Annotated in this window: 21 protein-coding genes; 1 reads left to right on the top strand and 20 read right to left on the bottom strand. The window is 25.8% G+C overall.

Going from position 1 to position 18,302, the window contains the following annotated elements:
• Positions 1–54: 54 nt before the first annotated feature.
• The 14 genes from I592_RS21245 to I592_RS06005 all read right to left on the bottom strand — a co-directional run bounded on the left by I592_RS21245 (position 55) and on the right by I592_RS06005 (position 11,549).
• The gene (locus I592_RS21245; RefSeq protein WP_010781096.1) at positions 55–1,791 is read right to left on the bottom strand and encodes a MucBP domain-containing protein; all 1,737 of its coding nucleotides are present in this window, start codon (positions 1,789–1,791) and stop codon (positions 55–57) included.
• A gap of 98 nt (positions 1,792–1,889) precedes the next feature.
• Positions 1,890–2,576 carry a hypothetical protein gene (locus tag I592_RS06060; protein WP_010781097.1) on the bottom strand — a complete coding sequence of 229 codons (687 nt, stop codon included), beginning with the start codon at positions 2,574–2,576 and terminating at the stop codon, positions 1,890–1,892.
• A gap of 169 nt (positions 2,577–2,745) precedes the next feature.
• Positions 2,746–3,249 (bottom strand): hypothetical protein, encoded by a 504-nt coding sequence (locus I592_RS06055; protein WP_010781098.1) that lies wholly within the window; start codon positions 3,247–3,249, stop codon positions 2,746–2,748.
• 11 nt (positions 3,250–3,260) lie between these two features.
• The gene (locus I592_RS06050; protein ID WP_010781099.1) at positions 3,261–3,761 is read right to left on the bottom strand and encodes a hypothetical protein; all 501 of its coding nucleotides are present in this window, start codon (positions 3,759–3,761) and stop codon (positions 3,261–3,263) included.
• Positions 3,762–3,854: 93 nt separating this feature from the next.
• Positions 3,855–4,022: a hypothetical protein gene (locus I592_RS21610; RefSeq protein ID WP_010781100.1), complete on the bottom strand. Its 168-nt coding sequence runs from the start codon at positions 4,020–4,022 to the stop codon at positions 3,855–3,857.
• A 209-nt stretch (positions 4,023–4,231) separates the two neighbouring features.
• Positions 4,232–4,849, bottom strand: coding sequence for a recombinase family protein (locus I592_RS06045; protein ID WP_044926107.1), 618 nt, complete (start codon positions 4,847–4,849; stop codon positions 4,232–4,234).
• Between the two features lie 145 nt (positions 4,850–4,994).
• The gene (locus tag I592_RS06040) at positions 4,995–5,558 is read right to left on the bottom strand and encodes a hypothetical protein (protein WP_010781102.1); all 564 of its coding nucleotides are present in this window, start codon (positions 5,556–5,558) and stop codon (positions 4,995–4,997) included.
• A 3-nt stretch (positions 5,559–5,561) separates the two neighbouring features.
• Positions 5,562–6,407 carry a leucine-rich repeat domain-containing protein gene (locus tag I592_RS21935; protein WP_010781103.1) on the bottom strand — a complete coding sequence of 282 codons (846 nt, stop codon included), beginning with the start codon at positions 6,405–6,407 and terminating at the stop codon, positions 5,562–5,564.
• Positions 6,408–6,444: 37 nt separating this feature from the next.
• Positions 6,445–6,696 carry a hypothetical protein gene (locus I592_RS06030; RefSeq protein ID WP_010781104.1) on the bottom strand — a complete coding sequence of 84 codons (252 nt, stop codon included), beginning with the start codon at positions 6,694–6,696 and terminating at the stop codon, positions 6,445–6,447.
• Between the two features lie 149 nt (positions 6,697–6,845).
• The gene (locus I592_RS06025) at positions 6,846–7,454 is read right to left on the bottom strand and encodes a hypothetical protein (RefSeq protein ID WP_010781105.1); all 609 of its coding nucleotides are present in this window, start codon (positions 7,452–7,454) and stop codon (positions 6,846–6,848) included.
• Positions 7,455–7,470: 16 nt separating this feature from the next.
• Positions 7,471–7,941, bottom strand: a complete 471-nt coding sequence (locus I592_RS06020) for a hypothetical protein (RefSeq protein ID WP_010781106.1) — start codon at positions 7,939–7,941, stop codon at positions 7,471–7,473.
• Between the two features lie 271 nt (positions 7,942–8,212).
• On the bottom strand, positions 8,213–8,401 hold the full coding sequence (locus I592_RS06015; RefSeq protein ID WP_010781107.1) for a hypothetical protein: 189 nt from the start codon (positions 8,399–8,401) through the stop codon (positions 8,213–8,215).
• A gap of 17 nt (positions 8,402–8,418) precedes the next feature.
• Positions 8,419–10,782, bottom strand: coding sequence for a hypothetical protein (locus I592_RS06010; protein WP_010781108.1), 2,364 nt, complete (start codon positions 10,780–10,782; stop codon positions 8,419–8,421).
• Positions 10,779–11,549, bottom strand: coding sequence for a hypothetical protein (locus tag I592_RS06005; RefSeq protein WP_010781109.1), 771 nt, complete (start codon positions 11,547–11,549; stop codon positions 10,779–10,781). The genes I592_RS06010 and I592_RS06005 overlap by 4 nt, the downstream gene beginning before the upstream one ends.
• A gap of 706 nt (positions 11,550–12,255) precedes the next feature.
• Between I592_RS06005 and I592_RS06000 the strand changes: the two genes are divergently transcribed.
• The gene (locus I592_RS06000) at positions 12,256–13,104 is read left to right on the top strand and encodes a hypothetical protein (RefSeq protein WP_010781110.1); all 849 of its coding nucleotides are present in this window, start codon (positions 12,256–12,258) and stop codon (positions 13,102–13,104) included.
• Between the two features lie 872 nt (positions 13,105–13,976).
• Here I592_RS06000 and I592_RS05995 read toward each other — a convergent pair.
• The 6 genes from I592_RS05995 to I592_RS05970 form a co-directional block, all read right to left on the bottom strand.
• Positions 13,977–15,671: a hypothetical protein gene (locus tag I592_RS05995; protein ID WP_010781111.1), complete on the bottom strand. Its 1,695-nt coding sequence runs from the start codon at positions 15,669–15,671 to the stop codon at positions 13,977–13,979.
• Positions 15,672–15,762: 91 nt separating this feature from the next.
• Positions 15,763–16,071, bottom strand: a complete 309-nt coding sequence (locus I592_RS05990; RefSeq protein WP_010781112.1) for a hypothetical protein — start codon at positions 16,069–16,071, stop codon at positions 15,763–15,765.
• A 67-nt stretch (positions 16,072–16,138) separates the two neighbouring features.
• Positions 16,139–16,525, bottom strand: coding sequence for a hypothetical protein (locus I592_RS05985; protein WP_010781113.1), 387 nt, complete (start codon positions 16,523–16,525; stop codon positions 16,139–16,141).
• A 28-nt stretch (positions 16,526–16,553) separates the two neighbouring features.
• Positions 16,554–16,739, bottom strand: coding sequence for a hypothetical protein (locus tag I592_RS05980; RefSeq protein WP_010781114.1), 186 nt, complete (start codon positions 16,737–16,739; stop codon positions 16,554–16,556).
• A gap of 29 nt (positions 16,740–16,768) precedes the next feature.
• The gene (locus I592_RS05975; RefSeq protein WP_010781115.1) at positions 16,769–16,969 is read right to left on the bottom strand and encodes a hypothetical protein; all 201 of its coding nucleotides are present in this window, start codon (positions 16,967–16,969) and stop codon (positions 16,769–16,771) included.
• Positions 16,970–17,363: 394 nt separating this feature from the next.
• The gene (locus I592_RS05970) at positions 17,364–18,299 is read right to left on the bottom strand and encodes a tyrosine-type recombinase/integrase (protein WP_010781116.1); all 936 of its coding nucleotides are present in this window, start codon (positions 18,297–18,299) and stop codon (positions 17,364–17,366) included.
• Between the last annotated feature and the right edge of the window lie 3 nt (positions 18,300–18,302).

Here is an 18,302-nt window from a genome sequence, read left to right as displayed (position 1 = left end):
CCCTCCTATTTTGATTTAAAAAAAGAGTAGCGGTTAAACTACTCTAATTTAGCCTTATTTTTTAAATCTTTTAAATGTGATAAATGATAATAAGCTTATGATTGCTGTTGTTGCTAATGCTATTAAGATATTGTTGTTTTTATGATTTGTCTGATAAAGTTTGTCTTTCTTATCTTCTTTTTTAGTATCTTCTTTAGAATCTTCTTTATTTGTATCTGTTGTTGTAGTATCAGTAGTTCCTTCATTATCTGTTACAACATTACCATTTCCATTCCCATCACCATTATCAGTAGGTTTTTCAGGGTCTGTTGGTGTTGTTGGTTCAGTAGGTTCTACTGGATTTGTAGGCTCTGTTGGTTCAACAGGGTCAATAGGGTCAACTGGTGGGTTTACATCTTCTTTATCTTTAACATAAACAAATTTAATAGATTTATCGCTATCTAAAACAGTTGATATTGTGTCTTTTTTGGCTGTATATCCATCAATTTCTAAAGCTTTTTCATCAATTTCTGTTGCTTGATTAGCTACAATTAATTTAGAATCTGCTAATTTATTGCCATTTTCATCTACATAATCAATTGTCAAAGTATATTTAATATCAACTCTAACATTTACAGCTACTTGTATAGTTTTATTGTTGCTGTTAGTAACTGCTAATATTACTGTATATCTACCATTTTCATTCCAATTCACATTGTTTTCAGCTACTCTAATATTGTTAGTGATATCGCCATCAACTTTGTCAGTTGCTGTTGCATTTAAAATATCAATAATATCTGATTGACTTAAATTTTCTGTAAATGTCTTATCTTCAGCAATTAAAACTGGATTTTCTGATACTACTTTTACCGTTACTTCTTTTTCAGAAACTTTACCAAATTTATTAGTCGCTCTATATTTTACTTGATATTCTCCCTCTTTTTTAAGATTTACATTATTTTCAATCACTTCTAAAGTCGGATTGTCATCTAAACTATCAGTAACACTTACATTTAAATCTGTCAAAGGGTTAAAGTCTTTAGTTTCTGCTATTAAAGTAGTGTCATTAGCTATAATTTCTGGTGCAAATACTTGTGCAACTGTCAATCTTTCGATTGTTTCTGAGGTTGCACCTTTGCTGTCAGTAACTCTGTATTTAATTTGATACTCCCCTGTTTCCATTTTGTCTTTATTAAAGTTTTCAGGATAAACTACCGATTTCTGCAAGATTAAACCATCTCTATCATCCTCTAAATCACTAAATACAATATTTTCCCACTCTTGATAACTTGTACCCTCTAATACAGTTGGATTATCAACTTTTGTATTAATAATAGGTGCTTGATTGACTATTTCAATAGACATTCCATTTGCTCCATTAACTTTCTGAATCCCTTTAATTTCAGGGTTTTCTTTAAGTGTTGCTGTTAAACCTGCTCTTGATGTCATGTTACCTACACCTGTTAAATTACTTGCTTTTGTTCTCATGAATTCATCGAAATCAAAATAGTGTGTACCGATGTCATGGAATCTATAAGTAATATCAAGCTTTTGTATAGATATTTCGTTTCCATTTTGGTCAGTAAATCTAAAATTATTGTTTAGAGCACTTAGATAATAATCACTATCAAATCCATAGCTCAATTCTAAGTTTGATTTGATTGATACATTAATCGCTGTAATCTCATTGCTTTCTACTTGTTCTTGATTAGTTTCTGCAAATGCTGTTGTTGTTGTTTGTGTAGTTGTTAAAATGCTTGAAAATAGTAAACCACTTGTCATTAAGATATTGATTATTCTTTTGTTCTTCATTATGAAAAACCTCCTTTCTATTTTTATTTTTTAGGCTTTTTAAAACCTTTATCAATAGCTAAATAGTTAATATTTAGCTATTTAAAAAGTTTTAATTATTATCTTATTCTGCTCAATTTTCTTTGACATCTAACATAATCTCTATCAATTTCTGCATTTTTGCTTTTAATATCGCCATTATTGTCCTGTCCTTTAAGTTTGCGAATATATAAAACAAGTAATCCAAATGTAGTTATTGCAATTATCCCCAACAATACTCTAATTCCTACTAGTAAAAATCCTCCAAAACCCTCAGGTACGCTTGCAAATCCACTCCCACTAAATTGATGTTTAAGTGCTTGTTTAGTTGATGATTGTAAATCATTATTAGTTACTTGCTCTTTTGCTGTTTCGACAATTGATTTATCTTGTTTTTCTTCATCTAATGCTTGTTCTTTAGTTTTATCAGCAACCAAAATTGATACAAATTTGATTGTCTTTGTAATAAAATTTTTATTAGTTGTTTCTTTTGTGTAACTCACTGCATCATCCAGTTTATCGTTAAATTTGTAAGCAAGTTCTCCACCTTTATCTACCAAACTTTCAATATTTCCTCTATTTTTATCTATTGTTTCAATTAATCCATCATTTTTAACATCACTCTTAATATCATTAGCTACTTGTGTTGTTTGATTAGCTATTTCTGCTGTTTTATCTAATGTATCTGCATTTGCTGTTGTTGTTGCCATTGTCATTGCCATCATTGTTGTTACTGCGAAAGTCATTATTGTTTGTTTAACTGTCATTTTAAACACTCCTTTGTTTTTTTATTTTTTTCAAATTATTAATTATTATATTCATTTAAATATAATTTTTATATCTATAATCTATTTATAGCATCATCTTTAAACAGAGTCAAATTTGAACAACACTTTTATACAAATACTATTATATCTACAAAAAAGAGCCTTGAATTTAAGACTCTTTTAAATATTTATTTGCTTCAACTATTTTTAGATAAGTTTTATAAAAATATTTATTACCTTTATCTTGCTTGTTACTTTTAATATTAAACAGTGATTGCTTAGTTATTTTTGATAATTTAGCATATTGATTTACTGATATCTTGTTAGTCTTAATTGCATTTTCCATCAGCTCGATTTCATGATTAATTTTGTCTTTATTTTGCTTTAAGTCTAAATAAATTAGATATAACTTTAAATTATATCGAGGGTCTTTTGATTGTTGATTGTTAAAAAATGTTGTATCACTTAAACTGTATTTTTGCCTAAAAACTTTAAAAATATCAACTTTGCAATCAGCTAATGCAGTATCAATCAAATCTTTAGTTTGAGTATAATCAAATGTAATTACTTTATTATCATTAGTAGTGTATTGATAGATATTGTTATCTAAATCATTAAAATCAAAAACAATTTCTTTCTTTTTCTCGTTATTAAAAATTTTTATTTTTTTCATTTCACACCTCTCTATAAGCTTCCAAAAATTGTGATTCCACTAGAGCCATTAACCTTTGTTGCTGCTGATACAGATTTTTCTGTTTTTGCAGTAGCTGTAACACCTAGTCTTAAATTACTATGACCATCTATAGAACTATTCATAAATTGCTCAAAAGTTGGATAGTTTGTTGACCTGTCATGAAATTTAAACTCTAAATTTAGCTTTCTAGATTTGATAATATCTCCATCTTGGTCTCTAAACTCGAAAGCATTAGCAAACACTTTGATATAGTATTCTTCAGTCTGATTTTTCTTTAAATTTTTTATTTCGTTTGTCTTTTCAATAATAGTGATTTTGGTAATAATTTTGGGGTCGATAGCATCCTCTGCTTGTTCTAATCCATCAGTAAATATGTTTGATAACCTCGGTTTTAAAGTATCTTTAAATAATACATAACTAATTAATACAAAAATACCAAAAATCACTACTGCTACAATTACAAATAAACCTTGATTTGCTCCTTCGCTCATTAATGACACCTCCTATTTTTTATAAAAAGCTAATAAGAAAAGCTTTAGATATCAATCAATATCTAAAGCTTAATATCTTTTTTATTTATACATTTAAGGTCTGTTTAAACTTGCTTCTGCACCAGAAGTTGCGTTTTCGAAGATTCCTTTCAGGCTTGGTTGTAAAGTGTCTTTAAACAAGATATAAGCGATTAATACGAAAATACCAAAAATTACAACTGCAACAATCACAAACAAGCCTTGAGATGCTCCATCAGTCATTTTGCCTCCCTCCTATTTTTAAATTTATATAAATATTACATTTATTTAAATACAATATTTATCTATATTTATATATTATCATCTAGTTATACTATAGTCAATTTTGAATAGCATTGTTGTTTATTCTTAGCAGTTAAAAGTAGCTTATCATGTTAGATATTTAAACTGTTTAATAAAAAAGTAAAGTAAAATAGTGCTTTGGATAAGCACTATAATTTCCCCATATTTTTCATATCTTTCCAGTCTTTTTTTCGATACATAATAGTTCTCCTAGACACATTAAACATATTAGCTATTTCTTCATTTGTAAGCATTCCATCTTCAAAATGTTTATAAATAATCTCTAATTGTTTTGTATTTAGCTTACTTTTTCGACCATCTCGAAAATCTGGGTCATGTTTCCGCTTGTATTCCTTTCCTTCTTGCATTCGCTCAACAATTAAATCTCTTTCAAATTCTGAAAAAGCACTAAAAACTGTAAACATCAGCTTTCCGATGGGAGAGTTATCAATTAATCCCATGTTTAAAATATGAAGTTTTACACCTTTTTTATTTAACTGCTCTGCAATTTCTAAAGCATCAGAGGCGTTACGAGCTAATCTATCTAATTTTGTTGTAACTACTGTATCACCATCAACTACTAAATCTAATAACTTATTCAAATTTTCTCTATCTTTAGCTGATTTCCCTGAATAGTTATCAAAATAGATATTTTCTTCTAAAATTCCTTCATTTTTCAATTTTTCAAATTGGTTTAAATATGTTTCATGATTAAATTGATTTTTAGTGCTTACTCTTGCATACCCATATTTTTTATTCAATACCATCCTCTCCTATATTTTTTGTTTTAATTATTGCACCTTGTTTTTGCACTTTAATTCATTTGATTTGTCTTGCTTCAATAAAGAGTGCGAAACATTCAAAGTTTTTGCACTCATTGATTAAATTCTAAAGCTCTTAAATATAAGAGCTTTAATATTTCTCGTTTTCTAAATCAGCTAATGAGGTATTAGCTCTTTCGTCATCATCAGTTTTGATTTCATTTTGATTTTGATAAGTTTTAAAATTGTCTAAATTGTTATAGTATTCAGCTAATTCATTTTCAAATTCAATATCAGTAGTTTCTGTTGTTGACTCTGTTGTTGCTTTTAAATTGTCAGATTCATTAGTATTATCAATAACTGCTTCTGAATTTAATGTTCCAATCCTTGATTCTTTTTGCTTTTCTTTTTTTCGTTTATCAAAATTCTCATTATTTTTATCTAACAAGTTACTTCCTTTTTCTGAAATATTGTTGACTGTTTCAGATACTTGCTTCTTTGCTTTATTAACAATTCCTGTTGTGTTTTCTGCAATTTTATCTGTTTTGCTATCAAAATTTTGGTAAGTATTGTAAATATAAATGCAACTGATAATTGCTAATATGATTGTTAGTTTCCTCTTATACTTGATAAAAATAGGTATTATTAGCGATAAAATAGCTAAACAAAATACAACATTATCTTTATTAGCTATCAAAAATTCAAGTAGTTTCATGGTTTAATCAATCACTCCTTCGTTTAAAATTTCTTCATCAAAATACAAAATAGGGTTATTAAAGTCATATATTTCAAGGTTTTCAAAAGCTCTGACATCGATTTTGTTATCAACTTTAGCTACCGAAAAAGCATCAACTCCTATTTTTTTAAGATTTTTACCGTTCCCTTTAAATTCAACATTTTCTAACTCGCTATATAAAAATGCTCCATCTTCTATTACTTCCAAAGACTCAGGAAAAATAATGTTTGTTAGATAATTTGACTGGAAAGCATTTTGACCGATATATCTAACATTTTCAGGAATTTCTAAAGTTCCTTCTAAATTGTTTGCATATTGAAAAGCTCTGTTGTCAATCACCTCTAAGTTTTTAGGCAAAATTAGCTCTTTAATGTCTGATTCTCTAAAGGCTTCTTTTCCAATATATCTAATGCTATCAGGTAATTTTATTGATTTAAAAGTAACATTAGCAAATGCTCTATCCCTAATAGCTGTTACCTCAATATCCTTAATTTTTTCAGGTATTTGTAAATCTGCTATATAATCACTTGCAACATAACTATCAATAACTATTTCATCACAATCTTGATTGACATAATAGCTGAAGACTTCTATTCCATCAGCATTTTTAAAAGTTTCCAAATCATTAATCGGACATTTAAATTCTTTTGTTGTTTCAGTATTTTCTGGTATATCAATATTTTCAGTAAATATAGTTGTTTCAATAGTTTTACCTTTTTCATTATTATTATTATTGTTAAATTGTTGATAAGCTACAAAGCTTGTTAAACTAACACTAATTAGACTTGTTAATACTAAAGCTATCTTTAATTTTTTATTTCCTTTCAATTTACCTCCCTCCATTTATTGTCTAAAAGCTCTTAAATTAATAAGAGCTTTTACATATTTGGCTATTAAAATAGCTTATTTGTGTATCTAAATGTTCTTTCAAATCATCTAATGAATTGATATGCTCGTAATCATATTGTATAAATTCTTTGATTCCGCCATTTTTAACAATAATCTGAATCAATGGTGTTTCAAAGCCTTCATTGTGAATCTTTTCGAAGCTTACATTCGTTCCTTTCTCCACCATTTTTTCTACATAATTTAATACATCAATATCTACTTTTTTCATTTTTTAAAACTCACTCCTTTTTATTATATTCTATAAGATACAATATTTTTATCTATAATCATTAATAGCATCTTCTTAATCTATAGTCAAATTTGAACAACACTTTGATAATAAAAACTATCATATCAATGTTTGTATAGATTCTTATTTTAAAATAGAAAAGTCAGATTAACAGTATTTAACTTAAATTTGTCATCTGCAGTATATTTAACATTAGTAACTTTAACTAAATCACTATCTAACCTTCTTCTCGATTTCCCAATAATTTTTTGGAAAAGTGCTAGTGAGTAATCATCAGATTTAATTATGTTATATAGTATATTTCTTGCTGTGTTTATTTCGGATTCTTTGTTTTGATTATTGACAATATATTTAGCTAGTATTTCAAAGCTTTCAATGTTCAAGTCGTCATCTACTTTGATATTTACTAATTTAAACATCAACACTTGTATATCTAAAGTATCAATAAAAGCTGATTTATCAAAGTTTTTATTAATTATCGGATATTGATTAATGATTGATTGTAGTTGTTCGATTGATTGTAGCAAGTCTAAATTATTAATCATATTATCGATAGTTGCTGATTGTTTGCTTAATTTTTCTTTCTTAAATCCATTATCGAGTCTATTTTTTAGCATTAATCTCAAGTCTTTATCAATTACTAATTCTTGATTTTTGTAGATTTGATTATAATAGCGATAATTTAAATCTCTATCAAATGTTGTATTATCCTTCCCTTCAAATTTTAAGTATTTCATTTTATTATTTTCCCCTTTATAGTTTAAATTCCAAGACCTCGGTTACATTTATCAGATTACTGTTACCGATTCTTTCAATTTTTTTCGTAACATCAATACTTTCAGAAAAATTAATTAATCTTGTCAATAAATAAATCATCTTGCCATCATTTGCAAATAACTCTTTAAAATAATAGATACCAATATTTTTTTTATTATCAAAAGTATCAAAACAAGTATAATTTGTTGTTAGATACAAATTATAATAATTGTCAAAATCGATAAAGCCTGCATTACTAACAATTACTTTATCTCTATCATCTAAAACATTAGTATCTAATATACAATCTGCAACATTATCCAATGCTTTTTCTAATCGTCTAAATACTTGAGTTTCTGCTAAATTATCTAATTTGTCTTTTTCTGATTGTTCTAACTCATCAACTTTATCTCCATTTTGCTTAAAATCTAATACATAATTATGTTTGATTACCTCTAATTTGCTCATGATAAAATCTCCTTTTTTATATTTATTTAGATATAACATTTATCTATACATCTATTAATAGCATCTTAAAATACTATAGTCAAATTTAAACAACACTTTATAATAAACATTGATATAACAATGTTTTAATGCAAAAAAAGAAGCAAGGCGGAGTAACCTTGCTTCAGCGAATAAATTTAAAATGACAGTGAGATATGCGACTTTTCGCTATTACATATCTCTATAATATTATATTAACATAAATACAATATTAAGTCAAATTTAAATGACATCATATGTTGTTAAATTTATCAAAATCAAAAATATCGCTCGATATTTCTTTATTTACTTGACTGTCAGATACCTCAAATTTTGATTTAATATACTCCTCTAGATTTAAATTGTCAGTTTTGATATTTTTATATCTAAGTGCGATTGATAAATTAATTGCAAAAATTATTAAACAAATCAAATAAAACATGATTAACTACCCCCTTTTTATAAATTGAAATCTTCAAAATCAAAATCTTCCATTGTTTTTGATTCTTTTATTTTTTCTTCTTTTTCTTTATTGTCTAACACTTCTTCAGATTCATCTTTAGTAATAATATTATCTAAATCATCATCACTATTATTAGAGTTGTATCTTATTAAATCACCATATTTTTTGTTAGTTTCAAAAAATCTATCAAAGTTATCAGCAATTTCTTTTGTCGCAATATAATGTGTTTTAGTCTCAACAAAATCACTAATTTTATCAACTTCCACTACATCTTTATTATTTTGAGAAAAACTTGATGCATTAATCATAAACAAACCGATTCTTTGTTCTGATTTACTTTTTAAATATCTTGAAATAGTTTCTGTTTTATCTTGTGTATTCCAAACATCAGCCTCTGCATATCCTAAAAATCTAGAATCTAGAGTATCTGCTACCATCCCCAGTCCGCCATTTGTTTTTGCGAATTTTTGAGTAATACAAAATGTGCTATAACCTCTTGAACGATGTAGAGTATTCATCGATGAGTAAAGGTTTTCGATTTCTTTAGCTAAATTTTTAATTTCGACTCCATTAACTTCAACTTTTCCTAATCTTTCGGCACTATCTAAAGTATTTCTGTATTCATCCATCACTAATAAGATTTTTCCCATTTTATTATTTTTAAATTTTTTGTTGTAATCTTTGATATTTACACAGCCATTTTTTCTAAATATTTCAGCTCTTTTTTCAGCTATATCATTTATTTTTAAAAGCATTTTATAAATTTCAATTGGGTTATCAGTCATAAACATTCCTTTTTCTTCCCATTTCAAAGGAAAATAATCATCTTTAGCTTTAACAGAACCAATAAAAATATCTTGATAGTCATAAAAACCATTTCCATCATCTAAATATAAAGCATTAGTTATTAATCTAGTTGCAAAAGTTGACTTACCGCTTCCTGAAAGTCCACCAATTAATGCATTTAATGCATCATCATTTCTAGGATACTTAACTATATAATCACCTGCATCTGTTGCACCAATATTTATTTCTCCTCTTTTTGCTTGCTCTAAAATATCTTTAAATTTAAATTCTCTAGATTTGACATCAACTTTATATTTAAATTTTAAGTAGATAGTTTTATCATTTTCCGCATCAACTAAAGAAGGGGTAATACCTGTTATCAGCCCAATTTCGTTTAACAAGCTCTTTGCTTTAGCTTTATTAGTGTTCTGCAAAACCATTCTTATTTTGATAAAATACTTGTTTTCTGTGATTCCCTCAGAAAAAGCATCATGCACATACATACCTAGCTTTTCTTTAGTAGCATCTTGTTTTAATTTATTAATGATTTGTTTACCTTTTCTGCTAAATCTACTTAAATCAACTTCTTCAGATTCTTCTCCAGTTTCAAAAAAGCTTAAATATCCTAATGACTCAATTCTTTCTTTAATATCAATCGCTTTCGCAATTCTTAAATAGTCAGTTATCCAATTATCAAAAAGTATCAAAATATTATTGTCTTTTATTAAATAATTTCCATTAGTTATGATATTAAACTTATTCATCTCAACATCATCCAATGTTTCGGCAATTACTTTACTATTTTGATTTAATTCAACATTTCCTAAAGCTAGCATTAATTCTCCATCTGTTTTATCTACTGACAATTCGATTTGATTAGCATCTAGTTTGATATTTAAAAATGTTTCTAGATTAATTAATTCTGCTTGATAATATTTGATAAAATCATATAAATCATCATCATCATTGATATATAATGCCATTTTTTCAAAAACCTTTTTTAAATCAGGTCTAAATATAGCGACTTTATCCATTTTATCTTTATTGTTTTTAATTATTAAGCGGTTTGCAAAAACACTTAAAAGCGGTGCAAATGCTATTAAAATCAATATTATTGCAAAAAAGTTAGATAATATAAACTTAAAAATAATTACTAATGATATAACAGCAATCAATAGTATTAATGCAATTGATGATTTATCATTAGTTTTTTCCTGATTTTTTTCTTTTTTATTTGCTTCTTTTATTTTATTTTCTAAATCTAAAATGCTATCTTTATAGTCATCATATATTTTGTTTATTGTCTTGTATTTTAGATATACTTTCTTTTCTTTTTGTTTTTGCTCGTATTTGCTCAAAGCTTTATTAGATATATTTTTTGTAACATCAGCTAATTGTCCTGATTTTTCCCTCAAAATCGGACTTGCTGTGTTGTAAGCTAACTTACTATATTTAATGATATTATCTACTATTACTGTCGCTATCTCTCTAGCTTTTGTAAGTAAATCTTTATCACCATCATTATTATTGTTGTTACTATTACTGCTTAAATTACTAAAATCAAAATTACTCATGATTGATAACCCCCTTTCTTTTTAAAAAACTTTTCTCTATCTTGTTCTTTAGCAGTATATAGCTGCTTTTCTATTTTTATTTCTACCTTATTTGTCACTGTTACAAATAATTTATTGATAGTTAAAAATTTAAGAAACTCTGATACATCAGTGATTTCTAGTGCTGATATGTTAATAATATTACCATTTTCAGATTTCCGAGTTTTAAAGCAATATATAATTTCTAAGTTGCAATCATAAATTAAAATATCTTCTCGAAATTCTTTTTTTATTATCTTTTTTTGGATTTCTGTTAGTAAACTCGATTCAGAAACTACTAATATATCTGCATATTGCTTAGATTCTTCGATTTTTAAATCATCTAAATTGTCATAGTGAATATTACTTACCTTTAATTTATATTTCCTCAAAACATCTTTAAAATCAATAATTGTGTCAATAAATAAAGACTTTTCCTTTGTTTTACTATCTTTTTTTAAGCTAACTCTACTATATTTAATTCTGAATTTATTAATAATATCCATAAAACTAACTAAATTTTGTGTACTCTCCAAATTATTTAAGTCGATTTTAGATTTGTAATAGTAGTTTTGTTTAATTTTATCTTTTTTTATAACTTTATCACTAGCATAGTTAGCTAATATATTGTTTAATCTAGAGTCATTACAGTTTAATAGCTTTAGTAAATCTCTTTCATACACTCCATCTGAATTGTTTACAATACTTAATAACTCTGCTGTGTTTATTTTGCGATTATTTAATGTCATATACCATCCTCTCCATTTTATTTTTTACACAATATTTTATTTAAAGTTTTTTATCTTAAAATCACCTCAAAAATCATAAATTTTTATTTAAAAAAATTTAAACACCCCCTTTTGACCATTTTTTTCTAAAAATAAAAAAAATTTTTAATCATTATTTATTTTATTTAACCTCTTCAAAAAGCTTATTCATCAACCTCTATACTTACTATTTTTTATAAAATAGTAAAATTTGATATGTTTAAATCACTTATATTTACTGCATAGCTACCGCATATCTGTAGCACCTCTGTAGCAGGTCTGTAGCAACACTACTCCACCTTTTTGATTAAAAAATAAAAAGCTTTAAAACAGTTGACAAATCAACCATTTATAAACACACCTTTAAAAACTCCTTATTTATCAACATTTATTGTATTTTATAAGATGTAATATATATCTACATTTTTATTATATATTGTTATTTATTGATAGTCAAATTTAAACAACACATTACTTAAAACCCTTGATTTAATCAGGATATTTACTTATTTAACAATATATACACCAATTTATATATATTGTCATGTAAGAAAAAGACTGATTTATCAATTGTTATTTAAAAGTGTTGTTTAAATTTGACTGCCTACATAAAACATGCTTTAATATAGTTAGATAGTTTACAAATTATATTTACAAAAATACAAAAAAACAGTGGAGAGGATGATTAATGACAATAAAATTAGATAGTAAAAGAATAACTAATGAGGATTTAAAAAATATAAATCTAAGATTCGAAAACAATAAATTGACAACAGCAGAAATAACTAATGACTTTAGAAACAATATTGTTGCAAGTTTTAATAAATTTGACTTTTTTAAAATTGATTTGATTAGTTTATATGATAAAGTAAACGATAAATCACAATTTTTACAAGAGACTTTAGATGATGTAAAAGCTTTGTATTTAAATAAAAATACTAGTATCAATAATCAAATAAAAAATAATAAAAAGCTAGAAGATATATTAGATACTGCAATCATATATAGATTATCTGCATTTTATAGTGCATTTTTATCTGAGGACTGTAAAATACACAAAACTTTAGAGATTCTAAAAAATGAAGGTATTAAAGCTCATGTTTTAACATCTGATGTATTAGATAAAAAATTTGGTATTGATTTTATATTAGTAATTAACAATGAGTTTCCACTCTATTTTCACAGCATTAATGGCAGTAACAATTCAAAAGAGAGATTAAAAACAAAAATAATTAAACAAGCTAAATTAGGTAATATTACAATAGATAGAGCAACTCTTTTTAATAAAAAATATCACAAAGTATTTGTTGATTTTACAGGTAATTACTATCATTTTAAAAATTTACAAATTAAAAATAATCAAGAGTATCTAGAACTAATAGCAGAAAGCATTGAAAATCAAGCAAAATGTATAGTAAATTTATATAAAAATGCAACAGAAGAACAAAAAGAAGAATCGAGAGAAGAGTATCGTAAAATCATTGAGTATTTAAAAGAAACAAAAATTAGTGTAAACTTAAAAGCAATTATGAATTAGTTCAGACCTCGAAATTGAGGTCTATTTTTTTACTCAATTTTTATGACAAAATCCACTTAAAAAATGACCTTAAAAAAACCCTTATTTTTCAAGGGTTTTATAATTGTTGACAAAATTACAAGATTACTGTAATATCAATGATTTTTTAACCTTTTTTAAAAAAAACACCTCTCAGATTAATCGAATATTTAATTGTGGGGAATTACTCACTAACTTTTATCTGAGAGGTATTTTTTATATCAAATATTTTAAATATCTAATGATAAACTTTGAATAATCATTGATAAATATAGCTTTTAAAGATTTTTTAACAGAGAGCAAATTTTACATATATTACTAAACTTAAATATCTTTATTAAGTAAGCAAGCGTAGCTTGCTACTACACAACAATAAGAAAACAATAAATTAAGTGCTTAAAACCTTGATTTATCAATGATATCCTTTTATACCCCCCCTAAAGTAATATTATATTATATATAGGGGGGGTAAGAAGCAAATTAAGTGGAGATAATGTTGATATATCAAGGTTTAGCTTACATTGATAATGATTAATTTATGGTGTATATTACTAACCCTTAGATATTAATTAATATAAATAGATTATATGACTAAGAGATAGTTATCACTTAGATATTTAAATAAAGATAAATAAAAAAGAATGCTAGTAATTAACATTCTCCTTTCATTCATTATTTTAGATAAAATATATTACCTTTGATTGTTTCTGATTTATCAATATTTAACTGTTCTTTCAACCCTTTAGATACTTTATCAAAAGCTAAATCTTGAGAGTAATAATTGCTGTATTCTAAAACTACTTTATTTCTAAATTTTGTTAGGTTTTTTTGGATTTTTGGAAATTTAATATCTTCTAAAAGTTTGACAAGTGTTGAGTTTTTAATATAATTGTATCGTTTATTGTTAGATAATTATGTATTATACTCATTATCATTTCAATTTTTTTAACAGAATCATTACTTATCACTAGATTGTCATTGATATTCTTAACGCTACTATCAAATTTTTGCGGAAATACTTTTAAAGCTATTTCTTCAGAATAATTAGTGTAAAACCATTCAAAATTTAAACTACCAGTGATTGTAAATTTTTTAGAATCTAACTCATTTAAAATTCTCTCCATAGCTTCTAAATTTGCTTCTTCTGCAATACTTAAAAAATTAGGGTATCTTTTATATTTTGTCAAACTTTCATTTTCATTATTTTTAATTCTTGATTTATCAATATTTTCTAACAGTTGTTTATCTACATTTTCTATTTTCTCTTTAATTAATATATCAGTTAGTGTTAGCAAAGACATACACTTTACTGTTGTTTCTTTTGTAATATTTTTGTGTTTGACTCTGTGATTGATTTGTTTTGTTAATGTGTCAACTGTCAAATAACTCATAATCTTTACATTACCATTACTATCAATATATTTATATTCTGATACTATTTTTAACATTGCTGTTATTTCTTCTAAATTTCTATTCAAAAATTTATAAGTTACTGGGTAAAGGGTTGATAAATCAGGGTTTTCCAAACTGTTAATTAGATAATCAACTGTCCTAATTTGTCTTTGTATCAATGTATCGGTAATTAAACAACTATCTGTTAGATACATTAATAATTCAATTGCTTCAAAGGCTGTTATATCAGCCAACTTTGCAATTAATCTTACTAAATCAGCTCTGTAATTGTTAGCAAAATTATGATAAATCTGTGTTCCTGTTTCTGATTTATATACACCTGCTGATGGTTTATTGTCTTCAAAAACAATGCAATTGAAAGATTTTTTAATAGGTAAATCAAGAAATTCTAACATATCAACTTCTGTCTTAAAAAAGTGATTAATACTTGCTTCGTTCTTAAATTGATTGTTTAAAACATTTGTATCTTTATATTTAACAGCTAGTATTTCTCTAGCTTGTTTAAATTGTTTATCTTTAATTAATTCAAAAATATAAGTATTATCAATAATTTCAAATTCTTTAGCTATATTTACTTCATATTTCTTTACTTTTTCTACTTTTTCTTTTATTACTTCAGCTTTCTTCAGTCTATTGTTAAAATCAATCTCGATAAATCCACTATTACTCCCAAAAAATAAACGATTAGGGTTTTTAGTTTTTTGGTCTGCTTGAGTATACTTAGATAATAAGTATCTATAAGCCATTGTCACTTCGTCTGCTGTATCTAATGCATTATCTAAAGCAAATACTACTCTAAACTTATCAACTGCTTCAGAATCGCTAAATGTGCGATATAAAAAGCAAGCGTTATCTCTAATAAATCGGTCTGCAAGTGCTTGCTCTAATGTAAATTGATTATCTTTATCTTGATTATCAAAGTCTAGCATTAGTAATGATTGTTGCTCTAATTCTGATTGCTTTAAATTTGCTATATAAGTAGCTAACATTACAGTTCTGCCTTTTTCAGCGATTTCTTTTGCTAAATCTCTTAAATTTAAATCAGCTCTTTGTTTATAAATCTTATTTGTAATTATACCGATTTCCTGATTTTTCGGTTTGTTTGTAAATTGTTTATTATCTAAATATACTTGCATGTTTACACTCCCTTCTATCATTAATTTTTAAGTTTTGAAAAATTTATTAGTAGTTAAATCATTAGATTTAACTACTTAAAAGCCTTTAAAATTAGCCTTCTTCAACCTCACCAAAAATCTCTTCAAAATCTTCAGTATCCAAATGTTTGATTGCAAATTCCCTAGCTTCTGCTTCTGTTATTAGCTTTATTCCTTCACTATCTGAGTATGTTCTAGGTGCTACTTCTTCTCTATATTTTGTATAACCCCCACCCCAAAAATACAGAAAATATTGACCTTTTTTAGTTTGATACACTTTTTCTTCAATTCCCTTGAAATCAGACCTATTTCCCATTCGATATTCAGCTACTAATGTTGCTGTTTCTGTGTCATATTTTTTACCTTCAATAATTTTTTTCATGATTTATTACCGTCCTTTTCATTATTATTTCGTATTCTATTGAATACAATAATTGTTTTTAAATTTTTTAAAGTGTTACTGGTTGTGATTCTAAACTGTATGTTAAGTATTGATTTAATAATGAATTGAGTGTTTTTAAATTCATATTTCTAATTTCAATATCATTATCTTTAATATAGATATTCATGCTGTAATAAGTATGTCTGCATGATTGGCTTAGATTCTGTTTAACTACTAACAATCCACCATTTTCTAAATTAAACTCTTCATACCTACTATATCTTTGCTCTGTTGCTCTTCTACCATTTGCACTCAAGCTTGAACTCCAGAAGTAGCTGTTTTTGCATGTTTCATGGTTACTAATTAGGTCTTTTAGTGTTTCTATTGCCCACTCTTCTTCATTGCTAAATATTAATTGATTAAATAATTGTTCTTCTTGTTTTTTTGTCGACATTTCAATCACTCCATTTTTTTATATTATTTTAAAAATCTTTATCAAAGATTGAGTTAGTTATCGCATTAGCACTTAATATAATGTATAATGCTAACATTTCTGCTTGTTCAACTGTATGTCTTCGACTTAAATCACTTACTAAAGCATAATATATTTCTATTTGTTCACTATCTAACCCTAAATTTTCTAGTTGTTTAATTTCCTTATTTTTCATAACAATTACCTTCCTATTTTTATATTCATTTAAATAAAATATTTTTCAAGAAATTTTTTCAACTCTGATTGCTTATTATCACTGATGTTGTGACCTTTTTTTAAGTAGTTACTTAAATGTTGTTTAGATATGTTGCAATTACTAACTATAAATGACTGCTTTACTCCTTTTTTATCTATTAAATCTAACAACTCTTGTCTTAAAACACCTTCTTTATCCTTATTTTTCAAGTAAACTCACTCCTTTTATTTTTTTGCATTTAAACAAATACAATACTTTTGTCTGCTACATCTACAGTTATAGCATATCTAAAAATAATGTCAAATTTAAATATTGACTTTTCAGTCCATTTGTGAATAATGAAATATACCATAAAATTTAAACTGTCAATCATTGATACATCAACAATGTTAATATATAAGCATTTTTATTTTTTGCGATATGATTAAGTATAAAAGTTATTTACTATAAAATATTTTTTGTTACTTTTAATATTCTTAATAATTTCTTAATATTTAACTTTTAACACAACACACAAATAAAGCAATCTAAAGTCTATTAGATTGCTTTTAACCATTTACACTATTTATTATTTAAACACTCTTAAATCGCTTGTCAGAGCTTTTAAAGTATATCGGCTAAAGGACTTGTTTGTTTTGCTTTAGTTATTAGTTGTTCATCTGTGATACTACTAATATATATTTTAGTTGTGTCTAGCTTAGAATGACCTAGAATTCTGCTAATTGTAAATATATCTTGTCCTAAGTTTAGATTTTTTACAGTCCAGTAATGTCGAAAAGTATGAGGACTTGCTCTGACTGATTCTCTTACATTAGCTTTAATTGCTGTTTCTTTAATCATTATTTGTAAATTAGCAACCGTCTTAATCTCAGAACCTGTTTTGTTTAAAAATAAATTTTCAGCGATTTTTCTCTCTCTATTATTGCGATTCCTTATATTTTTAAAGTGATTATCTCTTATTCTTCTATATTTTGTAATGAAATAATCCAATTCATCAGAAATTGGCACAACTCGCCATTTATCGCCTTTTCCACAAATTCTTATGTGTTGACTGCTTAAATCACTATCTTTTATATTCAAAAGTTCTGATACTCGTATACCTGTATCAGCTAAAACCGCAATTATACACTTATTTCTCGCATTCATAAAACCGTCAAACTTCCAAAAATTTAACATTCTCTTTATTTCAGCATCATTAAATGTTGTTAATACCACTTTTGTTTCCTTCAAATTTTTAATTTTAGCCATTGGACTAACTTTTACAACATCTTCGTTTACCAAATAATTCCAAAATGCTCTTTGAGTTTTTAAAATAGTGTTGATATATGTTGCTTTATACTCACTGTCTAACATATCCGATATAAATAATTTGTAGTCATAACTTGTAATTTTTAAAATATCTACCTCTGTGTTTATCTCTCTTTTATAAAATCTGATGAATTTATTCTTGTGAAAGTTATAAGATTCTATAGTTCGTTTAGAAAAATTCTTTAATTTTAAATCTAACAAATACTCTTTAAATAATGTTTCAAAATCCATAAA

This window comes from Enterococcus gilvus ATCC BAA-350 (genome assembly GCF_000407545.1).
In the GTDB taxonomy this organism is placed as follows: domain Bacteria; phylum Bacillota; class Bacilli; order Lactobacillales; family Enterococcaceae; genus Enterococcus_A; species Enterococcus_A gilvus.
This window is presented reverse-complemented; position numbering and strand designations above follow the sequence as displayed.

What these genes read in the sequence shown, in the direction of transcription:
- I592_RS06000 (WP_010781110.1), top strand. Translation starts at nt 12,256, where the DNA reads ATGACAATAAAATTAGATAGTAAAAGAATAACTAATGAGGATTTAAAA.
- I592_RS21245 (WP_010781096.1), bottom strand. Translation starts at nt 1,791, where the DNA reads ATGAAGAACAAAAGAATAATCAATATCTTAATGACAAGTGGTTTACTA.
- I592_RS05985 (WP_010781113.1), bottom strand. Translation starts at nt 16,525, where the DNA reads ATGTCGACAAAAAAACAAGAAGAACAATTATTTAATCAATTAATATTT.
- I592_RS06030 (WP_010781104.1), bottom strand. Translation starts at nt 6,696, where the DNA reads ATGAAAAAAGTAGATATTGATGTATTAAATTATGTAGAAAAAATGGTG.
- I592_RS06060 (WP_010781097.1), bottom strand. Translation starts at nt 2,576, where the DNA reads ATGACAGTTAAACAAACAATAATGACTTTCGCAGTAACAACAATGATG.
- I592_RS06050 (WP_010781099.1), bottom strand. Translation starts at nt 3,761, where the DNA reads ATGAGCGAAGGAGCAAATCAAGGTTTATTTGTAATTGTAGCAGTAGTG.
- I592_RS06055 (WP_010781098.1), bottom strand. Translation starts at nt 3,249, where the DNA reads ATGAAAAAAATAAAAATTTTTAATAACGAGAAAAAGAAAGAAATTGTT.
- I592_RS05995 (WP_010781111.1), bottom strand. Translation starts at nt 15,671, where the DNA reads ATGCAAGTATATTTAGATAATAAACAATTTACAAACAAACCGAAAAAT.
- I592_RS21610 (WP_010781100.1), bottom strand. Translation starts at nt 4,022, where the DNA reads ATGACTGATGGAGCATCTCAAGGCTTGTTTGTGATTGTTGCAGTTGTA.
- I592_RS06010 (WP_010781108.1), bottom strand. Translation starts at nt 10,782, where the DNA reads ATGAGTAATTTTGATTTTAGTAATTTAAGCAGTAATAGTAACAACAAT.
- I592_RS06015 (WP_010781107.1), bottom strand. Translation starts at nt 8,401, where the DNA reads ATGTTTTATTTGATTTGTTTAATAATTTTTGCAATTAATTTATCAATC.
- I592_RS06040 (WP_010781102.1), bottom strand. Translation starts at nt 5,558, where the DNA reads ATGAAACTACTTGAATTTTTGATAGCTAATAAAGATAATGTTGTATTT.
- I592_RS06025 (WP_010781105.1), bottom strand. Translation starts at nt 7,454, where the DNA reads ATGAAATACTTAAAATTTGAAGGGAAGGATAATACAACATTTGATAGA.
- I592_RS05970 (WP_010781116.1), bottom strand. Translation starts at nt 18,299, where the DNA reads ATGGATTTTGAAACATTATTTAAAGAGTATTTGTTAGATTTAAAATTA.
- I592_RS06045 (WP_044926107.1), bottom strand. Translation starts at nt 4,849, where the DNA reads ATGGTATTGAATAAAAAATATGGGTATGCAAGAGTAAGCACTAAAAAT.
- I592_RS05990 (WP_010781112.1), bottom strand. Translation starts at nt 16,071, where the DNA reads ATGAAAAAAATTATTGAAGGTAAAAAATATGACACAGAAACAGCAACA.
- I592_RS06020 (WP_010781106.1), bottom strand. Translation starts at nt 7,941, where the DNA reads ATGAGCAAATTAGAGGTAATCAAACATAATTATGTATTAGATTTTAAG.
- I592_RS06005 (WP_010781109.1), bottom strand. Translation starts at nt 11,549, where the DNA reads ATGACATTAAATAATCGCAAAATAAACACAGCAGAGTTATTAAGTATT.
- I592_RS05980 (WP_010781114.1), bottom strand. Translation starts at nt 16,739, where the DNA reads ATGAAAAATAAGGAAATTAAACAACTAGAAAATTTAGGGTTAGATAGT.